Raw genomic sequence first — 26755 nt, 5'->3', positions numbered from 1 at the left:
CTTCCCTTCTGTTCTGCCCTACCCTTCCAGCGCGTAATCAGGCCACAGCGAGTACACTTACTGAGTCCCTTTCATCAGGAGGTTACTATGTCTCAGGTTTCACTTCGCTATCGTCTCGGCGACGATGAGGTCGGCCGCGTGGGTTACGGCGCGATGCAGCTTGCCGGCCCCGGCGTCTTTGGCCCGCCAAAAGATGAAGCGCGCGCGATCCAGGTGCTGCGCGACGCCATCGCCGCCGGCGTGCGTCATATCGACACCAGCGATTTTTACGGCCCGCACCTGACCAATCAGCTAATAAAAAAAGCGCTGCATCCCTACCCGGAAGATTTAATTATCGTCACCAAAGTCGGCGCGCGTCGTGATGAGAAAGGCGGCTGGCTGCCCGCTTTTTCGCCGGGCGAGCTGGTCAGCGCGGTGGAAGATAACCTGCGTAACCTCGATCTCGGCGTGCTGGAAGTGGTGAATCTGCGCAGCATGCTCAATCCGCAAAAACCCACGGAAGGTTCCCTTGAACCGCAGCTCAGGGCGCTAATGGACCTCAAAGAGCAAGGGGTGATCCGCCATATCGGGCTGAGCAACGTCACGGCGCGTCAGGTAGAGGAGGCGCAGCAGCTTACCGAAATCGCCTGCGTGCAGAACCTGTATAATCTCGCCAACCGCGAGGATGACGCGCTGATTGACCAGCTCGCCGCGCAGGGCATTCCCTACGTACCCTTCTTCCCGCTCGGCGGTTTTACGCCGCTGCAGTCTACGCAACTGACTCAGGTGGCGCAGCAGCTTAACGCCACGCCGATGCAGGTGGCGCTCGCCTGGCTGCTGCAGCGCTCACCCAATATTCTGTTGATCCCCGGCACCTCGTCGCCGGAACATCTGCGCGAAAACCTGGCGGCGGCGCAGCTGACGCTGCCGGATGAGGCGCTGGCGGTGCTGGACGATATCGGCAATAAAAAGGGCCGCTAGTGCGGCCCCTGAATTTACCTACTACCTTTCATCGCAGCGCGCCTGAGGTTTCTACGGGCGCCTCGCACAGCTCCAGCTCTACCGGGATACTTTTGTAGGCCGGAATGCCGCTTTCGGTATCGTGGCTGTCGAGCGGCACCATCACGTTGGCCTCGGGGTAATAAGCCGCTACCGAACCGGGCGCCATGTCATACACCACTACGGTCAGGTTATCGAGACGTCGTCCGGTGCGGTTCCCTTGCGGATCGAGCGCCACCATATTCACCTTATCGCCGACGCGGAACTGGCGTTTTTCCGCCTCGTCCGCCGCCATAAACAGCACGTCGCGCCGGCCGGTGACGCCGCGATAGCGGTCGTTCAGGCCATAGAGCGTGGTGTTGTACTGGTCATGGCTGCGCAGCGTCGTCAGCACCAGATCGTGACAGATCAGCGAGCGCGGATCCTCATTGATGCCCTGCATTACCTTGAACTGCGCCTTGCCGCTCGGCGTTAGCCATCTGCGCTGCGCGGCCGCCACCGGCAGCCGGAAGCCGCCCGGCGTCAGGATACGGTTGTTGAAATCCTCGAAGCCGGGAAAAACCGCCTCGATGGCGTCGCGAATAAAGCTGTAGTCGCCCACCATTTTGTCCCAGTCGACGCGCGAGTTGCGCAGCGTGGCTTTCGCCAGCCCGGCGACCAGCGCTGGCTCCGATTTCAGATGCGGCGAGGCGGGTTTCAGCGTGCCGCGCGAGGCGTGCACCATCGACATCGAATCCTCTACCGTCACGCTCTGCTCGCCCGACGCCTGGCGATCGATTTCGGTGCGGCCCAGCACCGGGAAGAGATAGTTATGCCTGCCGAGCAGCAGATGCGAGCGGTTAAGCTTGGTGGCCATGTGCACCACCAGATCGAGTTTGCGCATCGCCTCGAAAGTGACCTGCGGGTCGGAGATCGCCTCCGCCAGGTTGCCGCCGAGGCAGAGCAGCGCTTTGGCTTTGCCGTCGCGCATTGCCTGGATTGCCGCCACCGCGCCGTGGCCGTGCTTCTGCGGCGGCTTAAAGCCAAATACTTTTTCAATATTGTCCAGCATCCACTGCGGCGGGATTTCAGTAATGCCGACGGTGCGATCGCCCTGTACGTTGGAGTGACCGCGTAACGGACAGATGCCCGCGCCGCGCTTGCCGATGTTGCCGCGCATCAGCAGCAGGTTGGCGATCTGCTGTACGTTCTGGGTGCCGTACTGGTGCTGGGTGATGCCCATGCCGTAGCAGATAATGGTGCTTTCCGACGCGGCGTAGAGATGAGCGATATTCTGAATCTCTTCGAGCGTCATGCCGGAGACTTTCAGAATATGCGGCCATTCGGTCGCCTCAAGATCCGCCTTCAGCGCGGTGAACCCTTCGGTGTGTTCGTTGATAAAGCTGTCGTCGATCACGCCTGGCTCGCCCGCCGCCAGCGCTTTTTCATGCATCGACAGCAGACATTTCATCACGCCTTTCAGCATCGCCGCGTCGCCGCCGACGCGCACTTTGTAGTAGGTGGACGCCAGCTGCGTCGACCCCATCGACAGCATCTCAATCGGGCTTTGCGGCGAGGTAAAGCGCTCAAGGCCGCGCTCGCGCAGCGGATTAATCGCCACGATGGTTTTGCCGCGCTTTGAGACGTCGCGCAGCGTCGCCAGCATGCGTGGATGGTTGGTACCGGGATTGTGGCCGATGCAGAGCACCAGATCGCAGTGATCGAAGTCCTCCAGCTCTACCGTGCCCTTGCCTACGCCGATCGACTGCGGCAGACCGACGCTGGTCGGTTCGTGGCACATGTTGGAGCAGTCGGGAAAGTTATTGGTGCCGTATTCGCGCGCGAAGAGCTGCCAGAGAAAGGCGGCTTCGTTAGAGGCGCGGCCAGAGGTATAGAATTCGACGCTGTCGGGATCTTCATAGCTGCGCAGCAGCGCGCCGATTTCGTTGAGCGCCGTCTCCCATTCAATGGGCTGATAGGTGTCGCTCGCCGCGTCATATTTCATCGGGTGGGTCAGACGCCCTTCGCCTTCCAGCTCCAGAGCGTTGCGCTGCCAGAGTTCGCTCACGGTGTGCGCGGCGAAAAATTCCGGCGTGGTGCGCTTACTGGTGGCTTCCCACGAGACCGCTTTGGCGCCGTTTTCGCAAAATTCAAACGAGGAGCGGTGCTGCGGGTCAGGCCAGGCACAGCCTGGGCAGTCGAACCCTTCCGGCTGGTTCACTTTGAACAGCGCGATAACATCCTGCTTAACGGACATCTGGCCGCGAATCGCATCCGCTACCGCTTTGAGCGCGCCCCAACCGCCTGCCGAACCGCCATAAGGCGCAATACCAATACTACTGTTTTCTTTTTTCATACGACCTTGCTCTCCAGTACTTATCCTTTTTAGCGTAGGCGAGCAGATCCTGAGTGCGGCGGCGGCGGGACTAAAGATGTTAAATTTATTCTTTCAGGATGTTACCGCGTCTCGCATAGTCGGGTCGCCGAGAGCGAGATAGCCGATGCGGTAGCACTCTCCCGGCAATCTTTTATCAGCGGCGAAATCGACCTGAAGCAGCGACTGGGCCGAAATATCCCAGCCGACCAGCGCCGCCTCGAGGTTTAGCGCGGCGAGATCGCTATAGGGCGCAATTGGCCGGTGACGCAGCGCCGCAAAGCGCGCGTCGCGCAGCGTCGCCATCGGCGCCATTTTCACTCCCAGCCAGCTCTGAATCACTGGCCAGCCGAAATCTTCCGTAAGCCTGGCGAAGCCGGCGCTCTGCAAGAAGCGGATCATTCCGGCGCTGTCGCGCCAGAGATAGAGCGGCGCGTAGCTGTTCGCCTTCGCCCCCTCGTCGCGTCGCGCATAGAGATAAGCCTTGAATATCAGGTCGGGAAAGCCGTCGAGCTTTGCGCCGTTTTCCGCGATGCGCCGCTCGATAATCCTCATGTCGTAATCGGCGGGCAGCGTAAAGCGGTAGTGCATCAGAATCATAGCGTCTCCCCGGCGAACATTTCGCCCTTGCTGAAGCTCCAGTCGCCTGCGGTGTTGAACTGGATAACCACCATTACGTCGTCGGGCCGGACAGCGAGCTGCGCGGCCAGCCGCTGGGTCAGCGTGCGGCAGAACGCCGATTTTTGCGCCGCCGAGCGCGGCTTTCCGGCAAGCAGCGTAAAGAGAATGACATCGTCACTGCGCCTGCCGCTCAGATAGTGCGGGTCATAGATACGCTGCGCTGCGGGCAGTTTCTCCACTATCTGAAACCGGTCATGCGCCGGGACGTCGAAGGTCTCTACCAGCGTGCGTTGCAGGATGTCGGAAATCTGCGCGATGCGCGCCTCGCTGGTCTGATCATTCAGCGTGATGCGGGTCAGCGGCATGGGCTTTCCTCCTTTGGCAAATCGCTTTCAGGCAGATAGTGCAGCGCGGTCACGGCGGCAGGCCAGCCGGCATAGAACGCCAGGTGGGTAAATGCTTCGCTGAGTTCGCGGCGACTCAGGCCGTTTTCAGTGGCGAAGCGCATATGCCAGCCGAGCTGCTTTTCGCGTCCCAGCGCGGCCAGACAGGCCAGGGTGATCAGGCTGCGTTCACGCGGCGTCAGAATATCGCGCTGCCAGATATCGCCGAATAACAGGTTATGGGTGATCTCCGCCAGCTTTGGCGCGGCCTGCTGAAGATTTTCTTTATCGAGTGCGTGGCTCATGATGGCTCCTCTCTTTATTTATCGCTGACCCTCAGTCTCGCCCTCTGCTACTATCCTGAAAATCAAATTATTCAGCACGCTTAATCCCGAAAAGCAGGATGATATGAACAGGCTCCCGATTTCTCTCGATATGGATGCGCTGCGCAGTTTCGTGACGGGCATCGAATGCGACAGCTTTGCGCTCGCCGCCCAGCGGCTCTGCCGATCGACTTCCGCCGTCAGCGCTCAGCTCAAAAAGCTGGAAGCGCAGTGCGGCGCCGAACTGGTGGTGAAACAGGGTCGCAAGCTGGCGCTGACGCCCGCCGGCGAGAGGCTGCTGAGCTACGCGCGCCGCCTGCTGGCGCTCAACGACGAGGCGCAGCGCGCCGTGCGCGGCGAACTGCTGCAAGGCGAGCTGCGTATCGGCATGCAGGAAGATTTTGGCGAATCGCTGATGCCCGCGCTGCTCAGCCAGCTCGCTGCTCAGCATCCGGGTCTCAACATTACGGCGCGCATCGATCGCAACCGCGCCCTGCGTCAGGCGGCGATAGAGAAGCAGGTGGATATCGCGCTACTGTGGCAGCCCGAGCAGGCGCTCGACGAGAGTGCGTTCCTGGGGGAGTGTCCGCTGGTGTGGATCGCCTCGCCGCAGATAGAGATTGCGACGCTGCTGGCGAGCGGCGATCCTTTACCGCTGGTGATGTTTGACGCGCCCTGCCAGATGCGCTCCCGCGCCATCGCCGCGCTGGATCAGGCAGGGATTCCATGGCGCGTGGTCTTTACCAGCCCGAGCCTGAGCGGCATCTGGGCGGCCGTGCAGGCAGGCCTCGGCATTACGCTGCGTTCGCCCATCGGGCTGCCGCGCACCCTGCATATCGTCGACGGGGCGCTGCCTGCGGCGGGCCGTATCGGGATTACGCTGTGGCAGAACCGCAGCCTGGATGCGCGGGCGCAGCGCCTGCTGCATGATTCCGTTTCCGCTGCGCTGCTTCCTTCACTGCTGCGCTAAAGATTCCCGTTTTAAAGAATTTAGTTTAAATATGTTTCCCGCACGTAAGGTTAAGCCTTTTATATAACTTAACCTTCGCGCTGCGGATTAATTTACGAGGTGATAATTTTCACCGAGTCGTTTGTTTAATACGTCAACAAAAATGGCCTTTAATTGCCTGTTTCTTCTTCGGTTAGCGTTTTTCACCGCGCTTAAGCTCAGCGGCTGCGTCAAGCCGTCACACCCTCTTAACACAGGCGTCATCAGGCCCGCGCATGCTCTACGGTCAGGTCGTAAGGCAGGAAAAGTTAGTTATAAATAAACGCGAACAAATCTAAACAAAATAAAAGATTGAGCCCGAATCGCAAAAGCTCTATATTGGCCGCGCCTAAAATCAGGTAACCCGAATTTTTAACATTCATTCAACTGCGGCACAGTCGATTGCCCCGGTTGTAGGAGAGATATGATGACGGATAAAGTCCGTATTGATTCTTTAGATGCCACTTCAAACGCAAACAATGAAACCTATTTGGCCCGTCAGGCTGAGTTCGAATCAAACGTCAGAAGTTATCCCCGTAAGTTACCGTTAGCGATTACCCAGGCGAAAGGCGTATGGATCACCGACGCCGACAATAAAGAGTACCTCGACTGCCTGGCAGGCGCGGGCACGCTGGCGCTGGGTCATAATCATCCTGACGTGTTGCAGAGCATCCAAAATGTCATTACCAGCGGCTTGCCGTTACATACTCTCGATCTGACGACGCCTTTAAAAGATGCGTTCTCTGAATACCTGCTGTCGCTGCTGCCTGGTCAGGGCAAAGAGTACAAACTGCAGTTCACCGGTCCGTCCGGCGCGGACGCGGTTGAAGCGGCGATCAAGCTGGCGAAAAAAGCCACCGGCCGTTCAGGCGTTATCGCCTTCTCCGGCGGCTACCACGGCATGACCCACGGCGCGCTCTCCGTTACCGGCAACCTGTCGCCGAAAGAAGCGGTCAACGGCATGATGCCGGAAGTGCAGTTTATGCCTTACCCGCACCTCTACCGCTGCCCGCTGGGCATTGGCGGCGAAGCGGGCGTGAAAGCGCTGACCTACTACTTCGAAAATCTGATCAACGACGTGGAAAGCGGCGTGCGCAAACCTGCGGCGGTGATCCTGGAAGCGGTTCAGGGCGAAGGCGGCGTGAACCCGGCGCCGGCCGAGTGGCTGCAGCGCATCCGTAAAGTGACCGAAGAGCACGGCATTCTGCTGATCATTGACGAAGTGCAGGCGGGCTTCGCGCGTACCGGCAAATTCTTCGCCTTTGAGCACGCCGGCATTCAGCCAGACATTATCGTGATGTCGAAAGCTGTCGGCGGCGGCCTGCCGCTCGCCGTGCTGGGCATTAAAAAGCAGTTTGACGCCTGGGCACCGGGTCACCATACCGGCACCTTCCGCGGCAACCAGCTGGCAATGGCCACCGGCCTCACCACGCTGAAGATCCTTAAAGAGCAGAATATCGCCGACAAAGTGGCGCAGCAAGGCGAGTGGCTGAAAGGCAAACTGGCCGAGATGCAACAGCGCTTCCCGGTTATCGGTCACGTACGCGGCCTGGGCCTGATGATCGGCATTGAGATCGTGAAGCCGAACGAAGCCAAAGATCAGCTGGGCTGCTACCCGGCGGACGGCGATCTCTCTGCGCTGCTGCAGAAGAAGTGCTTTGAAGCGGGCCTGATCCTGGAGCGCGGCGGCCGTCACGGCTGCGTACTGCGTCTGCTGCCTTCCCTGCTGATCACCAACCAGGAGCTGGAAGTGTTCCTCGACAAGTTCGAGCAGGCGCTGCTGGCCGCTGGCGTGCAGCCGGTTTAAGTGGAGCGGAATGCGATCATGTCTGAATTAAATCCGATCCTGGCGGGCTCGGCGCAGAGCATCGAAGCCTACCAGCAGGTTATCGAGCAGAGCAGCAAAGCCGTCGTTGAGTGGCTGAAGCAGCCTGAAATGTATCAGGGCAAAACCGTCGCGGAACTGCGCGAGCGTATTGCGCTGGACTTCAATCCGACCGGCCTGGGCAACCAGGCCGCCATCGAGCGCGCGGTCGAGTTCTTCCTGAAAGACAGCCTGGCGGTGCATCATCCGCAGTGCGTGGCGCATCTTCACTGCCCGAGCCTGGTGGTAAGCCAGGCGGCGGAAGTGCTGATCAACGCCACCAACCAGAGCATGGACTCCTGGGATCAGAGCCCGTCGGCGACCATCATCGAGATGAAGCTGATCGAGTGGCTGCGCGCCCAGGTCGGCTATGAAGCGGGCGACGCAGGCGTGTTCACCAGCGGCGGCACTCAGAGCAACCTGATGGGCCTGATGCTGGCGCGCGACGCCTTCTTTGCGCGTCAGGGCCACTCTGTTCAGCAGGATGGCCTGGTGGGCGACCTGCGCAAGCTAAAGGTGTTCTGCTCCGAAAACGCCCACTTCTCCGTTCAGAAGAATATGGCGCTGCTCGGCCTGGGCTACCAGTGCGTAACCCAGGTGAAAACCGACGAATACGCCCGTATGGACGTAACCGATCTGGCGGAGAAGATCGCCCAGGCGAAAGCCAACGGCGATCAGATCCTGGCGATTGTCGCTACCGCAGGCACCACCGACGCCGGCGCTATCGATCCGCTGCGCGACATCGCCGCGCTGGCGTCCCAGAACAATATCTGGGTGCACGTCGATGCGGCATGGGGCGGCGCGCTGCTGCTGTCGGAGAAATATCGCGACTATCTGGACGGCCTCGAGCTGGTGGATTCCGTTACGCTGGACTTCCATAAGCAATATTTCCAGACCATCAGCTGCGGCGCGTTCCTGCTGAAAGACGCGGCGAACTACGAGCTGATGCGTTATCAGGCGGCTTACCTGAACTCTGAGTTCGACGAAGAGGCGGGCGTGCCGAACCTGGTGTCCAAATCGCTGCAGACCACGCGCCGTTTCGATGCGCTGAAACTGTGGATGGGTCTGGAAGCGCTGGGTCAGAAACAGTACGCGGCGATCATCGATCACGGCGTCACTCTCGCCCAGCAGGTCGCGAAATACATCAGCGCCCATCCGCTGCTGGAGCTGGTGATGAAACCGCAGCTGGCGAGCGTGCTGTTCCGCTTCCATCCGGAAAGCGGCTGTCACGATCTGGCTGAAACCGCGCTGCTGAACCAGCGCATCGGCGACGCGCTGCTGGAATCGGGCCGCGCTAACGTCGGCGTGACCGAGCACAACGGCGTGACCTGCCTGAAGCTGACGCTGCTTAACCCAACTGTGACGCTGGAGGATGTGAAAGTCCTGCTGGCGCTGGTTGAGAAAACCGCGAAGCCGCTGGTAGGCTAACGGCCTGAGACGCAAAAAAAGCCGGTAACGCAGTTACCGGCTTTTTTATTGCCCATTTTCCTTCAAATCCCTTTAGCGTCTTGCCGCCATAGCCGTTCCTCTCACCTTCATCAGCGTCAACGCCATCGACGTCACCGCCAGCAGAATCAGTACCGCGCTCAGCGCCGCCATGGCGTGAAAACCCGCCACGCGAAACAGCCAGAGTCCGGCGATGCCGCCGCCGAGAAAGGAGAAAATCGTTGTCAGGTGCGTTTTGAGCTGCTTCTTTTGCGCATGCGCGTTTTTCGACGGGTCGCGGCGCAGCATGGCGCTGATGACCGAGGCGAGCGAAATGCCGGCATCGGTCAGCGTGCCGGTGATATGCGTCGCGCGCACGCGCCCGTTAGATAGTTGCGTCGAGGTGGAGTTATGCACGCCCATCAGAAAACCGAGCAGCACCAGCACTTCGCGGTTATTGCCGGAAGAGTAGAAAAAGATTTCAAACAGCGACAGGCACAGCAGCGCCACCCCTTCCGCAACCAGTACCTGACAGAAAACGGTGCGCAGATTGTGTTTCAGACCGGCGATGACCGCCAGACGCGCGGTGACCGCGCCCGCGACGAAGGCCAGCAGCAGGCAGCCGAGAAAGGTGAGATCGCGCAGATCGCTGTTATTGACTTCGCTGGAAAGCTGCGACGTGTTACCCGACATATGAGAGGGAAAAAAACCAAACGCGCCTAATGCCATCGCATTCAGCAAACCGGCCGCCGTCGCCAGCCAGACAGCAAGATAACGGTCTTCCGTATGAGATCGCTCTCGCTTCATTTTTATCAACATGCACGCTTCACCTTTTTTATTATTACCTGAGCTTAAGCGTAGGGAGAAATGCGATCCTTGTCACAGCGTCTAATCTAAAAGAGTTAATAAAAATGTTAAGTAACTTAAACAAAGCGGTGTTGTTTCAGTTACTGTAAAGACGTGACAGTGTTACGGAAAAGTCAATCAGCGGCGGGAGCAATAGTGCGCCAGCCGCAGGCTGGGCTGGCGCGGAGAGCAAGGTTTAGCGACGGGCACGCACCACCTGGTAGCGACGGGTAAAATACTCTACCGGCGCGCTCCAGACGTGAACCAGACGCGTGAACGGAAACACCAAAAAGATGGTCATGCCGAGGATCAGGTGCACGCGATAGATCCACTCTACCCCATCCAGCCAGTGCGAAGCGTTGCCCTGGAAAGTCACGATCGCCTGCGCCCAGCCTACCAGCTTCATCATGCCCACCCCGTCGAGGTGATGCATGGAGAAGAGAATCGACGTCAGGCCCAGCGTACACTGCACCACCAGAATGCCGAGGATAACAATATCGGCGCGCGTCGAGGTGGCGCGAATGCGCGGGTTAAGCAGACGACGCTTCAGCAGCAGGAAACCGCCGACCAGCGTCATGATGCCGAACACGCCGCCCGCGCCCATAGCGATTTTCTGCTTGGTGGCGATAGCGAGGAACGGCTCATACATCCAGTGCGGCGTCAGCAGGCCGAACAGATGGCCGAAGAAGATGCCGAGAATGCCGATATGAAACACGTTCGAGGCGAAGCGCATGCCTTTTTTATCCAGCATCTGGCTGGATGAGGCGCGCCAGGTGTACTGGCCATAGTCGTAACGCAGCCAGCTCCCTATCAGGAACACGGTGCCGCACAGGTAGGGATAGATATCAAAGAACAACACGTTTAAATAGTGCATCAGGCTGTTCCTCCAGCGGAGAGATCGAGATATTGCGGCGCGGTGTCATTGCGGAAGCGCCGCTGATGTTGCTGTTGCGCCGAGCTGTCGCAGGCGCTGTCGTCGATAAACTTCACCTGCTCCTCCTCCCAGACCGCATCCATGGCGGCCGGGGTATCGTCGCGCGTCTCGCTGGCGACCTGCGCCGCCACGCTTTCGCTGCTCAGCGGACTGTTCGCTACCTTCAGCAGCGTATCGAACAGGGCGCTGAAGTCGCTGTCGCGTTCTTTCAGACGACCGCCAATCAGCGCCAGAATCGGCGCCACGTCCAGCAAACCCTGCTGCGCCTCCGCTTCCGGCTGCATGCTAAGGTATTCCAGGTAGAGCGGCAGATAGTCCGGCAGTTCGCGGCAGTTCAGCTCCAGTCCGGCGCGCTCATACTGCGCCATCAGATCGACCATCGCCTGACCGCGATCGCGCGACTCGGCGTGCACATGCTCGAACAGCAGCAGCGACGTGGCGCGGCCGCGTTCGAATAGCGCGCACCATTCCGCCTGCATATCGAGCGGCGTCGTGCCGAAGTAGCGGTCGATAAAAGGCAGCAGAGCGGGATGCTGCGCGCTGACCAGCTCGCGCAGCTCATCCTGATGCTCCCAGAGCGCCTCATCGGGATACTCCAGCAGCAGGGCAACTACTTTAATCAGCGCCATTATTCGCCTCCCGCGTTGTCGCCGATATTGATCGCGTCGATACGGCGGCTGTTGAACAGGTTGAATTTGGTGTCGCTGCCGTGACAGCCGTCGCCAAAGGTAAAGCCGCAGCCGTTGCGTTCCGGGAAGGCCTCGCGCGCCAGCTCGCGATGGCTGCTCGGGATCACGAAGCGGTCTTCGTAGTTGGCGATCGCCAGATAGCGATACATCTCTTCGACCTGCGCTTCGCTCAGGCCCACCTCGTCGATAGCGCGGGTATCGGTGACCCCGTCCACGTTCTGCGCGCGTTTATAGTGGCGCATCGCCATCATGCGCTTCAGCGCGCGCAGCACCGGCGCAGTGTCGCCAGCAGTCAGCAGGTTGGCCAGGTACTGCACCGGAATACGCAGGCTTTCTACGTCCGGCAGCACGCTGCTCTGCGACACCAGCCCGCCCGCGTCGACCACCGACTGAATCGGCGACAGCGGCGGCACATACCAGACCATCGGCAGCGTGCGGTATTCCGGATGCAGCGGCAGCGCCAGCTTCCAGTCCATCGCCAGCTTCCACACCGGCGACGCCTGCGCGGCGTCGATGACGCTTTGCGGAATGCCCTGCTTCAGCGCCTCTTCGATCACTTCCGGATCCCGGGGATCGAGGAAAACGTCGCACTGGCGCTGGTAGAGATCGGTTTCATGCTCGGTGCTGGCCGCTTCAGCGATTTTATCGGCGTCATAGAGCAGCACGCCAAGGTAACGGATACGGCCGACGCAGGTTTCCGAACAGACGGTCGGCATGCCCGATTCGATGCGCGGATAGCAGAAAATGCACTTCTCCGACTTGCCGCTTTTCCAGTTGAAGTAGATCTTTTTGTATGGACAGCCGCTGACGCACAGGCGCCAGCCGCGGCATTTGTCCTGATCGATCAGAACGATGCCGTCCTCTTCGCGCTTGTAGATGGCGCCGCTCGGACAGGTGGCCGCACAGGCGGGATTGAGGCAGTGCTCGCACAGACGCGGCAGATACATCATGAAGGTGTTTTCGAACTGGCCGTACATCTCCTTCTGCATCGCGTCGAAGTTTTTATCCGCCGAACGCTTGCTGAACTCGCCGCCGAGGATCTCTTCCCAGTTTGGACCGCCGTTGATTTTGTCCATGCGCTGGCCGCTGATCAGCGAGCGCGGACGCGCCGTCGGCTGGCTCTTACCCGCTTTAGCGGTGTGCAGATGCTGATAGTCGAAGGTAAAAGGCTCGTAGTAATCGTCGATGCCCGGCACCACCGGGTTGGCGAAGATTTTCATCAGCACCGAGGAGCGACTGCCGAGGCGCGGCACCAGGCGTCCCTTAATATTGCGGATCCAGCCGCCGCGCCATTTTTCCTGATCTTCCCAGGCGTGCGGATAGCCGACGCCCGGTTTGCTTTCTACGTTATTGAACCAGGCATACTCCATCCCCTCGCGGCTGGTCCAGACGTTTTTACAGGTGACGGAACAGGTATGACAGCCAATGCACTTATCGAGGTTCAACACCATGCCGACCTGAGAGCGGATTTTCATTTTGTCGCCTCCTGTACCTGATCGCGGCCTTCGTCATCCAGCCAGTTCACCTTGTTCATCTTGCGTACCATGATAAATTCGTCGCGGTTAGAGCCGACGGTGCCGTAGTAGTTGAAGCCGTACGCCAGCTGGGCGTAGCCGCCGATCATATGCGTCGGTTTCGGACAGGCGCGCGTGACCGAGTTATGGATACCGCCGCGCTGGCCGGTTATCTCTGAACCTGGAATGTTCATCAGACGCTCCTGCGCGTGATACATCATGGTCATGCCCGCCGGAACGCGCTGGCTGACCACCGCGCGCGCAGTCAGCGCGCCGTTGGCGTTAAACACTTCGATCCAGTCGTTATCCTCGATGCCCAGCTCCTGGGCGTCGGTTTCACTCATCCAGACGATAGGACCGCCGCGCGACAGGGTCAGCATCAGCAGGTTGTCGCTGTAGGTGGAGTGAATGCCCCATTTCTGGTGCGGCGTCAGGAAGTTGAGCGCCTTCTCCGGGAAACCGTTAGAGGGAATATGCTGCAGATTCTGCACGCTGCGCGTATCGACCGGCGGACGGTAGGCGCAGAACGCTTCGCCGAAGGCGCGCATCCACGGATGATCCTGATAAAGCTGCTGGCGGCCGGACAGCGTGCGCCACGGGATTAGCTCATGCACGTTGGTGTAGCCGGCATTATAGGAGACATGCTCGTCTTCCAGGCCTGACCATGTCGGGCTGGAGATAATTTTGCGCGGCTGCGCCTGGATATCGCGGAAGCGGATCTTCTCCTCTTCCTTCGGTCGCGCCAGATGCGTATGGTCGCGGCCGGTGAATTCGCCCAGCGCCTGCCAGGCTTTTACCGCCACCTGACCGTTGGTTTCCGGCGCCAGCGTCAGAATCACTTCGGCGGCGTCGATAGCGCTGTTGATCATCGGCTGACCTTTGGCGACGCCGTCTGCTTTGGTGTAGTTCAGACGGCGCAGCAGGTCGACCTCTTTATCGGTGTTCCAGCTGATGCCTTTGCCGCCGTTGCCCAGTTTCTCCAGCAGCGGTCCAACCGAGGTAAAGCGTTCATAGACGGCGGGATAGTCGCGCTGCACGCTGATAATCTGCGGCGCGGTCTGGCCAGGGATCAGATCGCATTCACCTTTTTTCCAGTCGCGCACCTCGCCTGCCGCCAGTTCGCCGGGAGAGTCGTGCTGCAGCGGCTGCAGCACCACGTCGGTTTCCTCGCCGAGATGGCCGACGCAGAGTTCGGAGAAGGTTTTGGCGATGCCTTTGTAAATTTCCCAGTCGCTTTTGGATTCCCAGGCGGGATCGACCGCGGCGGAAAGCGGATGAATAAACGGATGCATATCCGAGGTATTCATATCGTCTTTCTCATACCAGGTGGCGGTCGGCAGCACGATATCGGAGAAGAGACAGGTGCTGGACATGCGGAAATCGAGCGTTACCAGCAGGTCGAGCTTGCCTTCCAGCGCTTCGCCGCGCCACTCCAGCTCTTCGGGGCGATCCTGCTCATCGCTGATCGGTTCGCCCTGAATGCCGCTCTCGGTGCCGAGCAGATAGCGCAGCATATACTCGTGCCCTTTGCCCGAGGAGCCGAGCAGGTTCGAGCGCCAGATAAACATGTTGCGCGGATGGTTGCCGCCGTTATCGGGATCTTCGCACGCCATGCGCAGCTTGCCGGACTTCAGCGCCTCAACGGTCCACGCCTGCTCGGACTGGCCTGCGCGTTTCGCCTCTTCGGCGATGCGCAGCGGGTTGATGCCGAGCTGCGGCGATGAAGGCAGCCACCCCATGCGTTCGGCGCGCACGTTAAAGTCGATTAGCTGGCCGCTGAACTGGCTGGCGTCGGCGAGCGGCGACAGCAGTTCGCTGACCTGCAGCTTCTCGAAGCGCCACTGGCTGGCATGGTTATAGAAAAACGAGGTGCTGTTCATCTGGCGCGGCGGACGGTTCCAGTCCAACGCGAAGGCCAGCGGCGTCCAGCCGGTTTGCGGACGCAGCTTCTCCTGGCCGACATAGTGCGCCCAGCCGCCGCCGGTCTGCCCGACGCAGCCGCAGAACACCAGCATATTGATCAGCCCACGGTAGTTCATGTCCATGTGATACCAGTGGTTCATGCCCGCGCCGACGATAATCATCGAGCGGCCATGCGTTTTGTGCGCCGTTTCGCCGAATTCGCGCGCGATTTTTTCAATCTGACTGCGCGGTACGCCACAAATCTGCTCCGCCCAGGCGGGTGAATAGGCGCGCACTTCGCTGTAGTCGCGCGCGCAGTTGGCATCATCAAGACCGCGGACGAGCCCGTAGTGGGCCAGCGTCAAATCGTAAACCGAGGCGACCGGCAGCTCGCGGCCGTCGGCCAGCGTTAGCATTTTCACCGGCACTTTATGTAGCAGCACTTCGTCCTGCTTCACATGACGGAAATGCGGGTTCTCAATGCCGCCGAAGTAAGGAAAGGCGACATCCATCACCGCATCGCGCCGGTCGAGCAGCGAGAGCGTCAGCTGCGTCGGCGTGCCTGCCGCTTTCGGTTCGAGGTTCCATTTGCCCTTTTCGCCCCAGCGGAAGCCGATGGAACCGTTCGGCGCTACCAGTTCACCCTCCTGGTTGTAGGCGACGGTTTTCCACTGCGGATTGTTCTCTTCGCCCAGGTTGTCGGCCAGATCCGCCGCGCGCAGCTGGCGTCCGGGCACATAGCTGCCGTCTTCGCGCGGCTCCAGCAGCACCAGCATCGGCATATCGGTGTAGTGACGCGCGTAGTTAAGGAAGTAGTCGCTGGGGTTTTTCAGGTGAAACTCGTTGAGGATGACGTGGCCCATCGCCATCGCCAGCGCGCTGTCGGTGCCCTGCTTCGGCGCCAGCCACTGGTCGCACAGCTTGGCCACTTCTGAATAGTCCGGCGTGATGGCAACCGTTTTGGTGCCTTTGTAGCGCACTTCGGTAAAGAAGTGGGCGTCCGGGGTACGCGTCTGCGGCACGTTGGAGCCCCAGGCGATAATGTAGTTGGAGTTGTACCAGTCGGCGGATTCCGGCACGTCGGTCTGCTCGCCCCAGGTCATTGGCGAGGCGGGCGGCAGATCGCAATACCAGTCGTAGAAGCTCAGGCAGGTGCCGCCTATCAGCGACAGATAGCGCGTGCCGGCCGCATAGGAAACCATCGACATCGCCGGGATCGGCGAGAAGCCCGCAATACGGTCGGGGCCGTAGTTTTTGATGGTCCAGATGTTGGCGGCGGCGATCAGCGGGTTCAGCTCTTGCCAGCTGGCGCGCACGAAACCGCCGCGGCCGCGCTGCGATTTATAGGTCTTGCTCTTTTCGCTATCCGCCATAATGGCGTTCCAGGCGTCGACCGGATCGCTGTGCTGCGCCCGCGCCTCACGCCACATCTCCAGCAACACCTTGCGCACCAGCGGATATTTCAGCCGGTTGGCGCTGTAGAGATACCAGGAGTAGCTCGCGCCGCGCGGGCAGCCGCGCGGCTCGTGATTAGGCAGATCGGGACGCGTGCGCGGATAGTCGGTCTGCTGCGTCTCCCAGGTGACCAGGCCGTTTTTAACGTAGATCTTCCAGCTGCAGGAGCCGGTGCAGTTTACGCCGTGGGTGGAACGCACGATTTTGTCATATTGCCAGCGCTGCCGGTAACTCTCTTCCCAGTCGCGGTTGGTGTTATAGACCTGACCGTGCCCCTCTGCGAAGCTATCGCCTTTCTGTTTGAAATAGCGGAAGCGGTCAAGAAGTTTGCTCATTGCGCATCTCCAGTATGGTTAGTGCTCATATGCTCTGCTTAGTTGTTATTGGTTTTGCGACGGCCATACAGCAGCCAGGTCAACAGCAGACAGACGATGTAAAAGACCAGAAAAATTTTCATAGCGCCGACGGGCGAACCGGTGAGGGTCAGCGAGGTGCCGAACGCTTTCGGGATAAAGAAGCCGCCGACCGCGCCCAGCGCGGAAATAAAGCCCAGCGCGGCGGCGGTGTCGGTGACGGCGGCGTGCTGCGCCTCTTCCTTGCTGTGACCTTTGGCGGTCATGCGATCCATCGTGATCTGACGAAAGATCACCGCGATCATCTGGAAGGTCGAGCCGCTGCCGAGGCCGGCAGTCAGGAACAGACCCATAAACACCACGTAGAAGCTCAGGAAAGAGCCGGCGACGCTGCCAGGCAGGGTCAGGAACAGCAATGCGGAGAAGAGCGTCATCAGCATGAAGTTGATTGCCGTAACGCGCACGCCGCCGAATTTATCAGAGAGAAAACCGCCCGCGGACCGCGCCAGCGCGCCGAGGAAGGGGCCAAAAAAGGCGAGATGGATAATGTCTACCTGCGGGTACTGCGTTTTCGCCAGCATGGCGAAGCCCGCCGAGAAGCCGATAAACGAGCCGAAAGTGGCGAGATAGAGCAGTCCAAGCGTCCAGAGGTGACCCTGCTTCAGCACCGGCAGCTGTTCGCGCAGCGAGGCGCGCATGCCGGCGATATCGTTCATGCCACCCCAGGCGGCGATCGAAGCCAGCGCCAGCAGCGGCACCCAGATCCACGCGGCATTGGCGAGCCAAATCTGGCTGCCATCTTCCAGCGTCGCGCCGCCCACGAAGAACGGCACCACGATAATCAGCGGTGCGACCAGCTGCATTACGCTGACGCCGAGATTGCCGAGGCCGCCGTTGATACCGAGCGCCGAACCTTGTTTACTTTTAGGAAAGAAAAGGCTGATGTTGCCCATGCTTGAGGCGAAGTTAGCGCCCGCCAGACCACAGAACAGCGAAATAATGATAAATACGCCGTAGGGGGTTGCCGGATTCTGCACCGCGAAGCCGAGCCAGACGCAGGGAATGATCAGCACGGCGGTGCTGATTACCGTCCAGAGACGGCCGCCGACCACCGGCACGACAAAAGAGTAAGGCACGCGGAACAGCGCGCCGGAGAGCGAAGGCAATGCGGTCAGCAAGAACAGCTGATCGACGGTGAAGTTAAATCCTACCCGATTCAGGTTGACGGCGACGGTGCTAAACAGCATCCAGACGCAGAAGGCGAGCAGCAGCGCGCAGACGGAGATGATAAGGTTACGCCGGGCGATATGTTTGCCGCGACTTTCCCAAAATTGTTGATTTTCAGGCGCCCAGTTTTCAAGCGCGCCATGCCCGGAATGAGGTTTTACGCTCACATATCCTCCCAATAAGCAGCAGACGGATCGCTCCCGCTGTCTGCGAGTAGTAATTAAAAAGTAATAAATGAGAAACCGAATAAATCCGTATTAATACGAATCTGAATGTAATCAGATGACGACACTGAATCAGCTCTGCCCTTTTTAAATAAATGCGGATGCTATTCAGGTGCCGTTATTTGGCGAACTCTTCCGTCCTGTAGAATGGTTAATAAGCCTATCTTAGCAAGCCAGAAAAACAAGAGGATTTGTAGGGGCTTTCATGACGCAGCGCAAAGCAACGCTGGAATGAGGAATAGCGCATGCCGGGTTAACTACCTAATTATAGGTATATTTTATCTTTATTAAAATAGATGGACAGCTTAGCTGCAAGTCAGGTTGATATAAATCAAAGAACGTTCGAATAAAGGTTAATATTCATCAGAAGATGCCCTTCACGCTTGTTTTTATATTAGTGCGAATTCATATCAATTACGATTTTAGTAACTATAAAAAACCTGTCCGGACGCCATTCGTTATTAATTGAATTATATAGCGACTGTTTCAATCTTTTTTGTTTGCCTGGTTTATTATTGGTCTGGCGCGATGCGATGCGCTGGCGTGATTTGAACAAGCCTGGCAGGTCATTAGTTGTCAGCGATTAGGGTCAATTAAACGCTAACGTCCTTTCTGTGCTGACTTTTTTAAGCTGCATTTGGCACGTTGCTGAGTGCTTTTACTAAAAATACATTTGGATGTTGTAACTATAAACGGATGCTTTGATACTGCGCTGCCGCTTTTGCACAGCATCCTTTTCGTCGCAGCCGCCGTTAGCTGTTCTAAAACAGCCGCGCCACCCGTTCGCGGCAGTAGTCTGGCGTTGGCTCGCGGTCTTCAAACAGAATGTGATAGATCACCGGCGCCACTACCGTATCCACCGCCTCATCAATTGAGAAGCCCGCTTCGCCGCGCGCAATGGCGCGCTTGCGCAGCGTCTCAAGATGAAGCGCGGTAAAACCGCAGCACTTCACCGTCGCGCCACTACTCCCGCTGCCGATGACGTCAGCGAGCATTTGCCGCCCGGGTTTCGACGACATCTCCTCTGCATACTGCAAAATGAAGGCTTCCATATCGCCCCGCATATCGCCGGTATCGTCAGGCTCGCTTATCGGGCGCATACGCGCTACCGCCACGTCGGCGAGCAGCTGCGTCAGATCGCCCCAGCGCCGATAGAGTGTGGATGGCGTCACGCCAGCCGTCTCTGCCACCATTGGCACCGTCAACTCGCTGCGGTCGCGGGTTTTCAGCAGCGTATTGACCGCCTTATGCACCTCTTCCTGAATGCGCGCGCTGCGTCCGCCCTGCCGGATCATCTCCCTGGCCATCTTTCCTCTCTCTGCAAAGAATAAGCATGTCTATAATTGTTTAATGCAAAGATATTGCGTTAACCCAAAAATGCAAGTATACCTGCCTTAAAGCTAATATTTTGCATTAAGGTGATAACCATGTCTTCTGCAATGTCTACGCTCTCGGCCGCTGCGGCGGCGCGCATAACGCTTTATGCCTTTATCTGCGCCATGCTGTTCTCCGCAACCAGCAGCGCCCCGACGCCGCTCTACCCGCTCTATCGCGCGCTTTACCATCTGTCGCCATTGGCGGTGACGCTGATTTTCGCCAGCTATGCGTTCGCCCTGCTTTTTGCCCTGCTGACGCTGGGCCGCCTTTCCGATTTTATTGGTCGGCGCGTGATGATGCTGGCGGCCCTGCTGTGCAACACGCTGGCGCTAATAATGTTTATGCTGGCGGACTCGGCGCACACGCTGATCGCTGCGCGAATGGTTCAGGGCATTGCGACGGGTATTGCGCTGCCGACCTTCGGCGCGGCGATCCTTGACGGCGATAAGGCGCGCGGCCCGCTGCTTAATTCGGTGACGGCGTTTCTCGGTCTGCTGGCAGGCAGCCTGACGGGCGCGCTGCTGATCACTTTTGCGCCATTCCCTACCGTTTCCATCTATGCGCTGCTGTTCGCGCTGATGCTGCTGGCGCTGGCGCTGCTGCCGCTGATGCCTGAAACGGTGGCGCGGACGCCCGGCGCGCGGCGCGCCTTAAAGCCGCAAATCGCTATTCCGCCGCGTGCGCTGGGCGCGCTGCTGCGGCTGGCGCCGGTCAACGTGGCGGCCTGGGCGCTAGGCGGTTTCTACCTGTCGCTGATGCCGACGCTGGCGATTGACGTGACGGGGCTTCGCTCGCCGTTCGTCGGCGGCGCCGTAGTGGCGACGCTGATGCTGAGCGCAACGGCGTCGGTGTTTCTCTTCCGTCGCTGGCAGCCGCAGCGCGCGCTGTTTATCGGCACCCTGGCGCTGATGGCGGGTATTGGCGTGACCCTGATCGGCATTAATCATCACCAGACGGCGCTGCTATTTCTCGGCACCGCGGTCGCCGGGCAGGGATTCGGTTCGATCTTTTCGACCATTATCAGCATCGTGATGCCGCTGGCGGAGAGTCACGAGCGCGCCGGGCTATTCGCCGCCTTTCTGATAAAAAGCTATCTCGCTTTTGCGCTGCCGGCGTTGCTGGCGGGCTGCGCGGTGCCGACGATAGGCCTGGTAGCGACGGCTAACGCCTACTGCTGGGGAATTTTTTCAATGGCGGCGGTATCGCTGCTGGCGGGACGGCGCGCGGGACGCCTGAAGCCGGAGAGAGGATAAAAAAATGGCCGGTTTAACCGGCCATTTTCTGTTAGTTCGTTGCTTTGTTTTTCAGGTCTTCAGCGCCCTGCTTGGTTTTATCCCAGGCTTTTTCGCTGCCCTGCTTGGTGCTGTGCCAGGCTTTCTGCGAACCTTCGCTCACTTTACTGGTGGTCGCATGGCTTTTGCCTTCTGCGGCGTGTTCCGCTTTCAGCTTCTGTTCAGCGCCCGCGTCCTGCGCCTGGTGCAGTTTCTCTTTGGCCGTATCGGCGCCTTTATGCGCTTCAGCCACGGTTTCATCGGTAGCGTGTGTGGTAGCCGCAAAAACCGGAGTCGCCAGCATCAGAGCAGAAAGTGCAATAATTGTCTTTTTCATGATTCCCTCACTAGTTATTAAGTCCAGTTTCAGTATAGACAAATAACGCAACCGCACAGCAAAATGCGGGTAATTTACTGTGGATTCGGCATATTCCTGGATTTTTATCTGGTCTGCGTCGCGCCAGGCGAGCAGCCAACGCCATCCGTCGCTACACTTGATGCCGTAACCCTCTACAAGGAATAGCGATGTTTTCTTTCTCTCCTGTGGTCGAGCTGACCGTACTCGCGCTGGCGCCGGGCTTTCGCGCTATCAGCATTCTGGTCGAAGCGACCGAGGTGCAGCACCCGCAGGTGGCGCGCACGGCGCTGGATGGCGCCTGCCGCGCCGTCGCTACTGAGGATGTGCCCTATGCCGAGGCGCATATCGCCGCCTGGCGCGACGTGTTTAAAACCTTCGGCGCGAAACCGGCCCGCACGCCCAGCTCGGTCGAAGCGCTGCGCAAGCGGGTCGCTCGCGACGGCGCGCTGCCCGCTATCGATCCGATCGTCGATCTCTATAACGCTATCAGCATTAAGTACGCCCTGCCGATCGGTGGCGAAAATGTTGCCGCCTATGTCGGCGACGCACGGCTGGTGTGCGCCGACGGCAGCGAACGCTTCGACACGCTGAAAGCGGGCGAACCCTGCGAAGAGTCGCCCGAGCCAGGTGAAGTGATCTGGCGCGACGACCTTGGCGTCACCTGCCGTCGCTGGAACTGGCGCCAGGGCGTGCGAACGCGCCTCGACGCCAGCGCGCAGCAGATGTGGTTTATTCTTGAGAGCCTGCCGGAAATGCCGCTAGATGCGCTGCATCACGCCAGCGACGAGCTGATCGCCGGGCTGGAGGCGATGATGCCCGGCTGCCGCATCGATAAACAGCTGCTGGGCGCAGGCTTTAGCTGATCGCCCCCTGCCGCAGGCGCGGTTTAGCGAGCCGCGCCTGCCGCTTGCAGCAAGCGCTTTACTGATTAGCCGGACTGGCATGCCTGCCCAGCATGGTATGCAGCGCGAGAGCGATAAGCAGCAGGCCGATCAACATAATGAACGGATAGCCCAACGCACGATAGAGCCAGATCCCGGCCACGCCCCCAGCCAGAAACGAGAGCAGGGTTAAGGCATGGAGTTTCAAACGTTCAATATAGAGCGGCGCCTCTTTCGGCGACTCTTTGCGCCTCAGCACGTCAAACAGCATCGCCAGCTCAATACCGATATCCGTCGAGGTACCCGATACATGGGTGGTTCTCACGCGCGCGTTGGATATTCGGGTGACGACGGCATTCTGCAGCCCCATTAAAAAGCTCAGGCACAAAATCAGCATCACGCCGGGCGACTGCGGCGTCAGCCAGGTTTCAACCCCGCCGAGCCCAACCAGACCGACGCCCTCCACCAGAATATTGAAGGCATAGACTTTGCGCATGTTATTGCGCCGTCCGGCATTGATCAGCAGAGTGGAAAAAGCGGAGCCGGTGATAAAGATGGCGACAATCGACACAAAGAAGATAGCCGGCGCCAGGCTTGCCTTGGCCAGATGATCCGAAAGCGAAGAGACATTGCCTGTCATATTGGCGGAGAAAAAGCCGACAACCTCAAACGCCGCGGTATTTAGCGCGCCCGCGACAGCCGCAAGCGTACAGGCGAGCTGCGTATCGGCCGTGTAGCTGCGAAAGTTTTCAGTACTGATGAGCATAGCGCCTACGATGTGGACCCAGACTGGCCAGATCATCCCTCTAATGACGCCGTTTAACAAGCCGAACGGCACTGCTCTCTGTTTCCCTACGCGCTGACATTCGCTTTCTCTTTCCTGGGAGCGCTGAGATTTTTTGTGACCCACCTTACAGTTATCGCGCGCTGCGCTGGCAACCAGGCCGATTCCGCCCGCACAATGGAATATATAATCTCTACTGAATATATATTCAAATGTGGATTGCCGTCGCAATCCGACCACCTTTCTGTCTGCATCCTGAACGGAGAATATCGGCAATGAGTGACTATAACTATCCGAAGTTTGGCGCTGGCCTGTGGCATTTCGCGAACTACATCGATCGCTACGCGGTTGACGGCTATGGCCCGGCGCTCAGCACGCTGGATCAGATCAAGCTGGCGGCCGAAGTCGAGGATCTCGCCTATGTCGATATCCCCTATCCCTTTACCCCTGGCGTCACGGTCGCCGAGGTGAAGCAGGCGCTGCAGGAGGCGGGACTGAAAGCGATCGGCGTGACGCCGGAGATCTATCTGCGCAAATTCTCGCGCGGCGCTTTTACCCATCCCGACGCGGCGGTGCGTGCCGAGGCGCTGGCGCTGATGAACGACGCGGCCGACGTGGTGCGCGAGCTGGGCGCGAACTACGTTAAGGTCTGGCCCGGTCAGGATGGCTGGGATTACCCTTTCCAGGTCGATCACAAAAACCTGTGGAAGCTGGCGGTCGACGGCATGCGCGAACTGGCGGGCGCGAACCCGGACGTGAAATTCGCCATCGAATACAAGCCGCGCGAGCCGCGCGTCAAAATGACCTGGGATTCTGCGGCGAAGTCGCTGCTGGGCATTGAGGAGATCGGGCTGGATAACGTGGGGATCCTGCTGGATTTCGGTCACGCGCTGTTCGCGGGCGAATCGCCGGCCGGCTCCGCGCAGCTGATTATCGATCGCGGCCGCCTGTTCGGCATGGACGTGAACGACAACCTGCGCGGCTGGGATGACGACCTGGTGGTCGGCACCGTGCATATGACCGAAATTTTCGAGTTTTTCTACGTGCTGAAGTGCAACAACTGGGACGGCGTCTGGCAGCTCGATCAGTTCCCGTTCCGCGAAGATCATGTAGAAGCCGCCAACCTTTCGATCCGCTTCCTCAAGCATATCTATCGCGCGCTCGACAAGCTGGATATGGCGGCGCTGCAGGCGGCGCAGCTGGAGCAGAATCCGCTGAATGCGCAGCGCATTATTCAAAATGCGCTGCTGACCTCTATCGAAGAGTAAAGCGTCAGGCCGCGACGCGCAGAGCGTCGCGGCGCAGCCGCTACAGCCAGCCCGACTTGCGCAGCCGCAGCCAGAGCAGGAAGCAGCCGACGATGGTGCCGCCCAGCGCCAGCGGATAGCCCAGCGGCGAGTTTAGCTCCGGCATCTCCTTGAAGTTCATGCCGTACATGCTGAAGATCACCGTCGGCACCACCAGAATCGCACCCCAGCCCGCCAGTTTTTTCGTTACCTCGTTCTGCTGCACCGCCACCATCGCCAGATTGACGTGCATGGCGCTGGTGAGCATTTCCCGCATATCTTCCGCGTCGGTGACGACGTGGCGTGCATGATCCTGCACGTCGCGCAGATAGGCGCGCAGCTCTTTCGGCACGATCTCTTCATGCAGCCGCACCAACTGCTGGCAAATCTCTTCCAGCGGCTGCGCCGCGTTGCGCAGGCTCAGCAGCTCGCGGCGCAGGCGATAAACCTTTTTCACTGCGAGATTATCAAACTCGGAGCGGAACAGCGCCGCCTCCATCTCATTGATTTTATCGCCGAGCGAGGCGGTATATTCGCCATAGCGATCGACGATAAAATCGAGAATACAGTAGAGCGGATAGCCTGGCCCGTGATCGAGCAGCGCGCTGTTTTGCGCTACGCGCTCCCGAATGGGCGCATAGCTGTCGGAAGCGCCGTGACGCAGGGTGATCAGAAAGTTTTTACCGATAAAGAAATGGGTTTCACCCAGGTGGAGATGTTCGTTTTCCGAACTGACGGTCTTCACCACGATAAACATCGACTCGCCATACTGTTCGATCTTGGGACGCTGGTGCGCGCATAGCGCGTCCTCTACCGCCAGTTCATGCAGCCCGAACTCGTTCTGGATTTTATGCATGAACGCCGCTTCGGGCTGATAAAGCCCCATCCAGATAAAGGCATCCGGCTCACTTAGCACATCGCTGATTTTTTCTACGTCTAATTCCTGCCCGGTCTGGCCTGGGCGATATACCATGCAATTTACAATCATGATCCTTTCGCTACACGGTTGTCTGAAGTAGTAAGAGCATAACCGCTTTTGCAGCGCCTAAATAAAGAGGTTTGTAACAGAATGCCCGCCGGACAAGGTCCGGCGGGCAGAGGCAAAGCGAGGCGATTAGCTGCGAGGATGGGTGGCTGGCATGTTCTGCACGCGGGCCGGTTTCAGCCCGAACAGCAGCGACATCAGCGGCAGCTGCTTAATCAGTAAATAGAGCGCGGCGCTGCAGATCAGGCCGAGCGTGGTCACCACCGCGACATAGGTTATCGGCAGCGCGTCGGGCAGATAGCCATCCAGCAGCCAGGCGAAGGTGATCACCAGCGGATAGTGCATGATGTAGATCACCAGCGCAGAATCCACCACGCCCTTCACCAAACGGCTCTCTTTCATACGCAATTTCTCGAAGGTGAAGACTACCCAGTAGGAGAAAATCACCGAGAACACGCTGGAGCAGAGCACCGGCAGATACTTCAGGCTACTGGTGATGTTGTAGTGGAAAATGGCATAGAACACCAGCCAGCAGGCCAGCCCCAGCGCCGCCACCACTTTGGTATTAACCAGGATGCTGCGCGCCTGTTGAGGAATCTGATCGCTGTTAAGGTAGAGCGCATAGCCTGCCGCGTAGAACACCATAAAGCGGGCGGTAACGGGGATAAGATTGACCCACTCGCCGAAGTCTTTCACGAAGAACTTCACCACAAAGAAGGCGTTTGCCGCGACGATCAGCGCTGCGACCAGCAGCGGAAAAGGCAGACGGCGCATCATCATCGCCGCGCGCTGATAGAGACTACCCGGGATCAGGAACGACATCGCGGTCAGCGAGACCAGGAACCAGAGGTGGTGCAGCGAAGTATAGGCGCCCAGCGCGTTATGGGTGGTGAGGGCTTCGCCGTCGATTTGCGCGTTAATGAGATACATCAGCCCGGGAATAAACAGGAAGGCGGAGATCAGCGGCACCACGACGCGCTTCTTGCGGTTACTGTAGAAAAAGTCGGAGCCCTTACGCAGGATGACCATTGCCGAGAACATGCCCGACAGGAAGAAAAAGGCTTCCATTCGAAAGGTATGCATAAACTCGATCAGCGCGGTAAAGGCGTCCGCCTCATTTTTCCCGGAAATATAGTACCAGTTATTACCCCCGGGAAGACTTCGCGCGGCATGATATAAAACCCCTTCCAGAATTAACAGCGCGCGCAGGAAATCCAGGCCGATATTTCGGCTTGAGAGAAACGCTTTATTTTCCACGTTGTACCCTTCTCGATAATTCGTCAGAACGTCGCCGCTCTCCTGCCGCATTTTTAACAGCGAGACGCGAAAGGGATATAATCCTGACCTGGTGAAGTCGGCCGCGCAGAAATCAGAATAACCCTGTCTGGCCTGTGTGGGTAAAGCCTATCATCACTTAACGATAAAAAGCATTGCGCGGACAGGACATTAGGAATATGCCTGGAGCTTCGCGACTTAATTAGGAAAAAGGCCAAGTGACGCGAATAAGTGAGGCCAGCCGCATTAGCGCTGCTATCGTCCTTTTAACCAGTTAAAACAACCACATGATAATACCACCCTCCCGAATGTCGCTTATGTCCGCCCTGTTGCGGGCTGCGCCGCGCTAAACGAGACGGCTGATAAGGCCGGTTAATAGAAGAAATATCGCTAACGAATGCGATTTTGCTTATTTTACTTTGCTGGCGCGAAAAAAACGTCCTGTTCGCCGCGATCCGC

Annotated in this window: 22 protein-coding genes; 7 read left to right on the top strand and 15 right to left on the bottom strand. The window is 58.8% G+C overall.

From position 1 onward, the window contains the following. Positions 1-87 precede the first annotated feature (87 nt). A complete protein-coding gene (locus B3229_RS01275; protein ID WP_286867899.1) occupies positions 88-960 on the top strand; it encodes an oxidoreductase in 873 nt (290 codons plus the stop codon). A gap of 28 nt (positions 961-988) precedes the next feature. On the opposite strand, the gene B3229_RS01270 is transcribed toward B3229_RS01275, so the two are convergent. From B3229_RS01270 to B3229_RS01255, 4 genes are all read right to left on the bottom strand, one after another. After that, a complete protein-coding gene (locus B3229_RS01270) occupies positions 989-3313 on the bottom strand; it encodes an FdhF/YdeP family oxidoreductase (RefSeq protein WP_048782717.1) in 2325 nt (774 codons plus the stop codon). 93 nt (positions 3314-3406) lie between these two features. Then, a complete protein-coding gene (locus B3229_RS01265) occupies positions 3407-3931 on the bottom strand; it encodes a DUF4865 family protein (protein WP_286867897.1) in 525 nt (174 codons plus the stop codon). Further along, positions 3928-4317 (bottom strand): tautomerase family protein, encoded by a 390-nt coding sequence (locus B3229_RS01260; RefSeq protein WP_286867895.1) that lies wholly within the window; start codon positions 4315-4317, stop codon positions 3928-3930. Before B3229_RS01260 ends, B3229_RS01265 begins: the two co-directional genes overlap by 4 nt. Further along, a complete protein-coding gene (locus B3229_RS01255; RefSeq protein WP_286867893.1) occupies positions 4308-4640 on the bottom strand; it encodes a carboxymuconolactone decarboxylase family protein in 333 nt (110 codons plus the stop codon). Before B3229_RS01255 ends, B3229_RS01260 begins: the two co-directional genes overlap by 10 nt. Before the next feature lie 103 nt (positions 4641-4743). On the opposite strand from B3229_RS01255, the gene B3229_RS01250 reads away from it, so the two are divergent. The 3 genes from B3229_RS01250 (at position 4744) to B3229_RS01240 (ending at position 8938) form a co-directional block, all read left to right on the top strand. Next, positions 4744-5628 (top strand): LysR substrate-binding domain-containing protein, encoded by an 885-nt coding sequence (locus B3229_RS01250; RefSeq protein ID WP_286867891.1) that lies wholly within the window; start codon positions 4744-4746, stop codon positions 5626-5628. A gap of 442 nt (positions 5629-6070) precedes the next feature. After that, positions 6071-7453 carry a diaminobutyrate--2-oxoglutarate transaminase gene (locus B3229_RS01245; protein WP_071997408.1) on the top strand — a complete coding sequence of 461 codons (1383 nt, stop codon included), beginning with the start codon at positions 6071-6073 and terminating at the stop codon, positions 7451-7453. 18 nt (positions 7454-7471) lie between these two features. Then, on the top strand, positions 7472-8938 hold the full coding sequence (locus tag B3229_RS01240) for a pyridoxal phosphate-dependent decarboxylase family protein (RefSeq protein WP_048782723.1): 1467 nt from the start codon (positions 7472-7474) through the stop codon (positions 8936-8938). 72 nt (positions 8939-9010) lie between these two features. On the opposite strand, the gene B3229_RS01235 is transcribed toward B3229_RS01240, so the two are convergent. The 7 genes from B3229_RS01235 to B3229_RS01205 form a co-directional block, all read right to left on the bottom strand. After that, positions 9011-9754: a YoaK family protein gene (locus tag B3229_RS01235; protein ID WP_048782725.1), complete on the bottom strand. Its 744-nt coding sequence runs from the start codon at positions 9752-9754 to the stop codon at positions 9011-9013. Between the two features lie 223 nt (positions 9755-9977). Next, the gene (narI, locus tag B3229_RS01230; protein WP_096074331.1) at positions 9978-10658 is read right to left on the bottom strand and encodes a respiratory nitrate reductase subunit gamma; all 681 of its coding nucleotides are present in this window, start codon (positions 10656-10658) and stop codon (positions 9978-9980) included. After that, positions 10655-11344, bottom strand: coding sequence for a nitrate reductase molybdenum cofactor assembly chaperone (gene narJ, locus B3229_RS01225; protein WP_286867887.1), 690 nt, complete (start codon positions 11342-11344; stop codon positions 10655-10657). The genes narI and narJ overlap by 4 nt, the downstream gene beginning before the upstream one ends. Then, complete coding sequence (narH, locus tag B3229_RS01220; protein ID WP_048782729.1) at positions 11344-12879, bottom strand: nitrate reductase subunit beta; 1536 nt, start codon at positions 12877-12879, stop codon at positions 11344-11346. The genes narJ and narH overlap by 1 nt, the downstream gene beginning before the upstream one ends. After that, a complete protein-coding gene (locus B3229_RS01215; protein ID WP_286867884.1) occupies positions 12876-16610 on the bottom strand; it encodes a nitrate reductase subunit alpha in 3735 nt (1244 codons plus the stop codon). The genes narH and B3229_RS01215 overlap by 4 nt, the downstream gene beginning before the upstream one ends. Before the next feature lie 38 nt (positions 16611-16648). After that, on the bottom strand, positions 16649-18022 hold the full coding sequence (locus B3229_RS01210; RefSeq protein ID WP_286867882.1) for a NarK family nitrate/nitrite MFS transporter: 1374 nt from the start codon (positions 18020-18022) through the stop codon (positions 16649-16651). 818 nt (positions 18023-18840) lie between these two features. Next, entirely contained in the window at positions 18841-19386 is a 546-nt protein-coding gene (locus B3229_RS01205; protein WP_286867880.1) for a TetR/AcrR family transcriptional regulator, read from the bottom strand. 120 nt (positions 19387-19506) lie between these two features. Here B3229_RS01205 and B3229_RS01200 point away from each other — a divergent pair, with 120 nt between their 5' ends. Then, positions 19507-20709, top strand: coding sequence for an MFS transporter (locus B3229_RS01200; protein WP_286867879.1), 1203 nt, complete (start codon positions 19507-19509; stop codon positions 20707-20709). Positions 20710-20740: 31 nt separating this feature from the next. On the opposite strand, the gene B3229_RS01195 is transcribed toward B3229_RS01200, so the two are convergent. Further along, positions 20741-21064, bottom strand: coding sequence for a hypothetical protein (locus B3229_RS01195; RefSeq protein WP_033748700.1), 324 nt, complete (start codon positions 21062-21064; stop codon positions 20741-20743). Between the two features lie 188 nt (positions 21065-21252). Here B3229_RS01195 and B3229_RS01190 point away from each other — a divergent pair, with 188 nt between their 5' ends. Further along, a complete protein-coding gene (locus B3229_RS01190; protein WP_286867878.1) occupies positions 21253-21948 on the top strand; it encodes a B3/B4 domain-containing protein in 696 nt (231 codons plus the stop codon). Positions 21949-22006: 58 nt separating this feature from the next. On the opposite strand, the gene B3229_RS01185 is transcribed toward B3229_RS01190, so the two are convergent. Further along, positions 22007-22732 (bottom strand): YoaK family protein, encoded by a 726-nt coding sequence (locus B3229_RS01185; protein ID WP_286867877.1) that lies wholly within the window; start codon positions 22730-22732, stop codon positions 22007-22009. Between the two features lie 293 nt (positions 22733-23025). Here B3229_RS01185 and B3229_RS01180 point away from each other — a divergent pair, with 293 nt between their 5' ends. Beyond that, complete coding sequence (locus tag B3229_RS01180) at positions 23026-24018, top strand: sugar phosphate isomerase/epimerase family protein (RefSeq protein ID WP_286867876.1); 993 nt, start codon at positions 23026-23028, stop codon at positions 24016-24018. 40 nt (positions 24019-24058) lie between these two features. Here the strand turns inward: B3229_RS01180 and corA are convergent, their stop codons facing one another. Further along, positions 24059-25024 (bottom strand): magnesium/cobalt transporter CorA, encoded by a 966-nt coding sequence (gene corA, locus B3229_RS01175; RefSeq protein WP_286867875.1) that lies wholly within the window; start codon positions 25022-25024, stop codon positions 24059-24061. 126 nt (positions 25025-25150) lie between these two features. Continuing rightward, on the bottom strand, positions 25151-26278 hold the full coding sequence (locus B3229_RS01170) for an acyltransferase family protein (RefSeq protein WP_286867874.1): 1128 nt from the start codon (positions 26276-26278) through the stop codon (positions 25151-25153). Positions 26279-26755 lie beyond the last annotated feature (477 nt).

It is taken from the genome of Pantoea sp. UBA5035, from assembly GCF_002415245.1.
Taxonomy (GTDB): domain Bacteria; phylum Pseudomonadota; class Gammaproteobacteria; order Enterobacterales; family Enterobacteriaceae; genus Pantoea; species Pantoea septica.
The sequence above is the reverse complement of the archived record's forward strand: the minus strand, read 5'-3'. Positions and strand labels throughout refer to the sequence as shown.

Excerpts from the sequence above, each read along its gene's own strand:
- B3229_RS01200 (WP_286867879.1), top strand. The coding sequence starts at position 19,507 with ATGTCTTCTGCAATGTCTACGCTCTCGGCCGCTGCGGCGGCGCGCATA.
- narJ (WP_286867887.1), bottom strand. The coding sequence starts at position 11,344 with ATGGCGCTGATTAAAGTAGTTGCCCTGCTGCTGGAGTATCCCGATGAG.
- B3229_RS01180 (WP_286867876.1), top strand. The coding sequence starts at position 23,026 with ATGAGTGACTATAACTATCCGAAGTTTGGCGCTGGCCTGTGGCATTTC.
- B3229_RS01260 (WP_286867895.1), bottom strand. The coding sequence starts at position 4,317 with ATGCCGCTGACCCGCATCACGCTGAATGATCAGACCAGCGAGGCGCGC.
- B3229_RS01190 (WP_286867878.1), top strand. The coding sequence starts at position 21,253 with ATGTTTTCTTTCTCTCCTGTGGTCGAGCTGACCGTACTCGCGCTGGCG.
- B3229_RS01235 (WP_048782725.1), bottom strand. The coding sequence starts at position 9,754 with ATGTTGATAAAAATGAAGCGAGAGCGATCTCATACGGAAGACCGTTAT.
- narH (WP_048782729.1), bottom strand. The coding sequence starts at position 12,879 with ATGAAAATCCGCTCTCAGGTCGGCATGGTGTTGAACCTCGATAAGTGC.
- corA (WP_286867875.1), bottom strand. The coding sequence starts at position 25,024 with ATGATTGTAAATTGCATGGTATATCGCCCAGGCCAGACCGGGCAGGAA.
- B3229_RS01215 (WP_286867884.1), bottom strand. The coding sequence starts at position 16,610 with ATGAGCAAACTTCTTGACCGCTTCCGCTATTTCAAACAGAAAGGCGAT.
- B3229_RS01245 (WP_071997408.1), top strand. The coding sequence starts at position 6,071 with ATGATGACGGATAAAGTCCGTATTGATTCTTTAGATGCCACTTCAAAC.
- B3229_RS01250 (WP_286867891.1), top strand. The coding sequence starts at position 4,744 with ATGAACAGGCTCCCGATTTCTCTCGATATGGATGCGCTGCGCAGTTTC.
- B3229_RS01275 (WP_286867899.1), top strand. The coding sequence starts at position 88 with ATGTCTCAGGTTTCACTTCGCTATCGTCTCGGCGACGATGAGGTCGGC.
- B3229_RS01265 (WP_286867897.1), bottom strand. The coding sequence starts at position 3,931 with ATGATTCTGATGCACTACCGCTTTACGCTGCCCGCCGATTACGACATG.
- B3229_RS01270 (WP_048782717.1), bottom strand. The coding sequence starts at position 3,313 with ATGAAAAAAGAAAACAGTAGTATTGGTATTGCGCCTTATGGCGGTTCG.
- B3229_RS01240 (WP_048782723.1), top strand. The coding sequence starts at position 7,472 with ATGTCTGAATTAAATCCGATCCTGGCGGGCTCGGCGCAGAGCATCGAA.
- B3229_RS01205 (WP_286867880.1), bottom strand. The coding sequence starts at position 19,386 with ATGGCCAGGGAGATGATCCGGCAGGGCGGACGCAGCGCGCGCATTCAG.
- B3229_RS01195 (WP_033748700.1), bottom strand. The coding sequence starts at position 21,064 with ATGAAAAAGACAATTATTGCACTTTCTGCTCTGATGCTGGCGACTCCG.
- B3229_RS01185 (WP_286867877.1), bottom strand. The coding sequence starts at position 22,732 with ATGCTCATCAGTACTGAAAACTTTCGCAGCTACACGGCCGATACGCAG.
- B3229_RS01255 (WP_286867893.1), bottom strand. The coding sequence starts at position 4,640 with ATGAGCCACGCACTCGATAAAGAAAATCTTCAGCAGGCCGCGCCAAAG.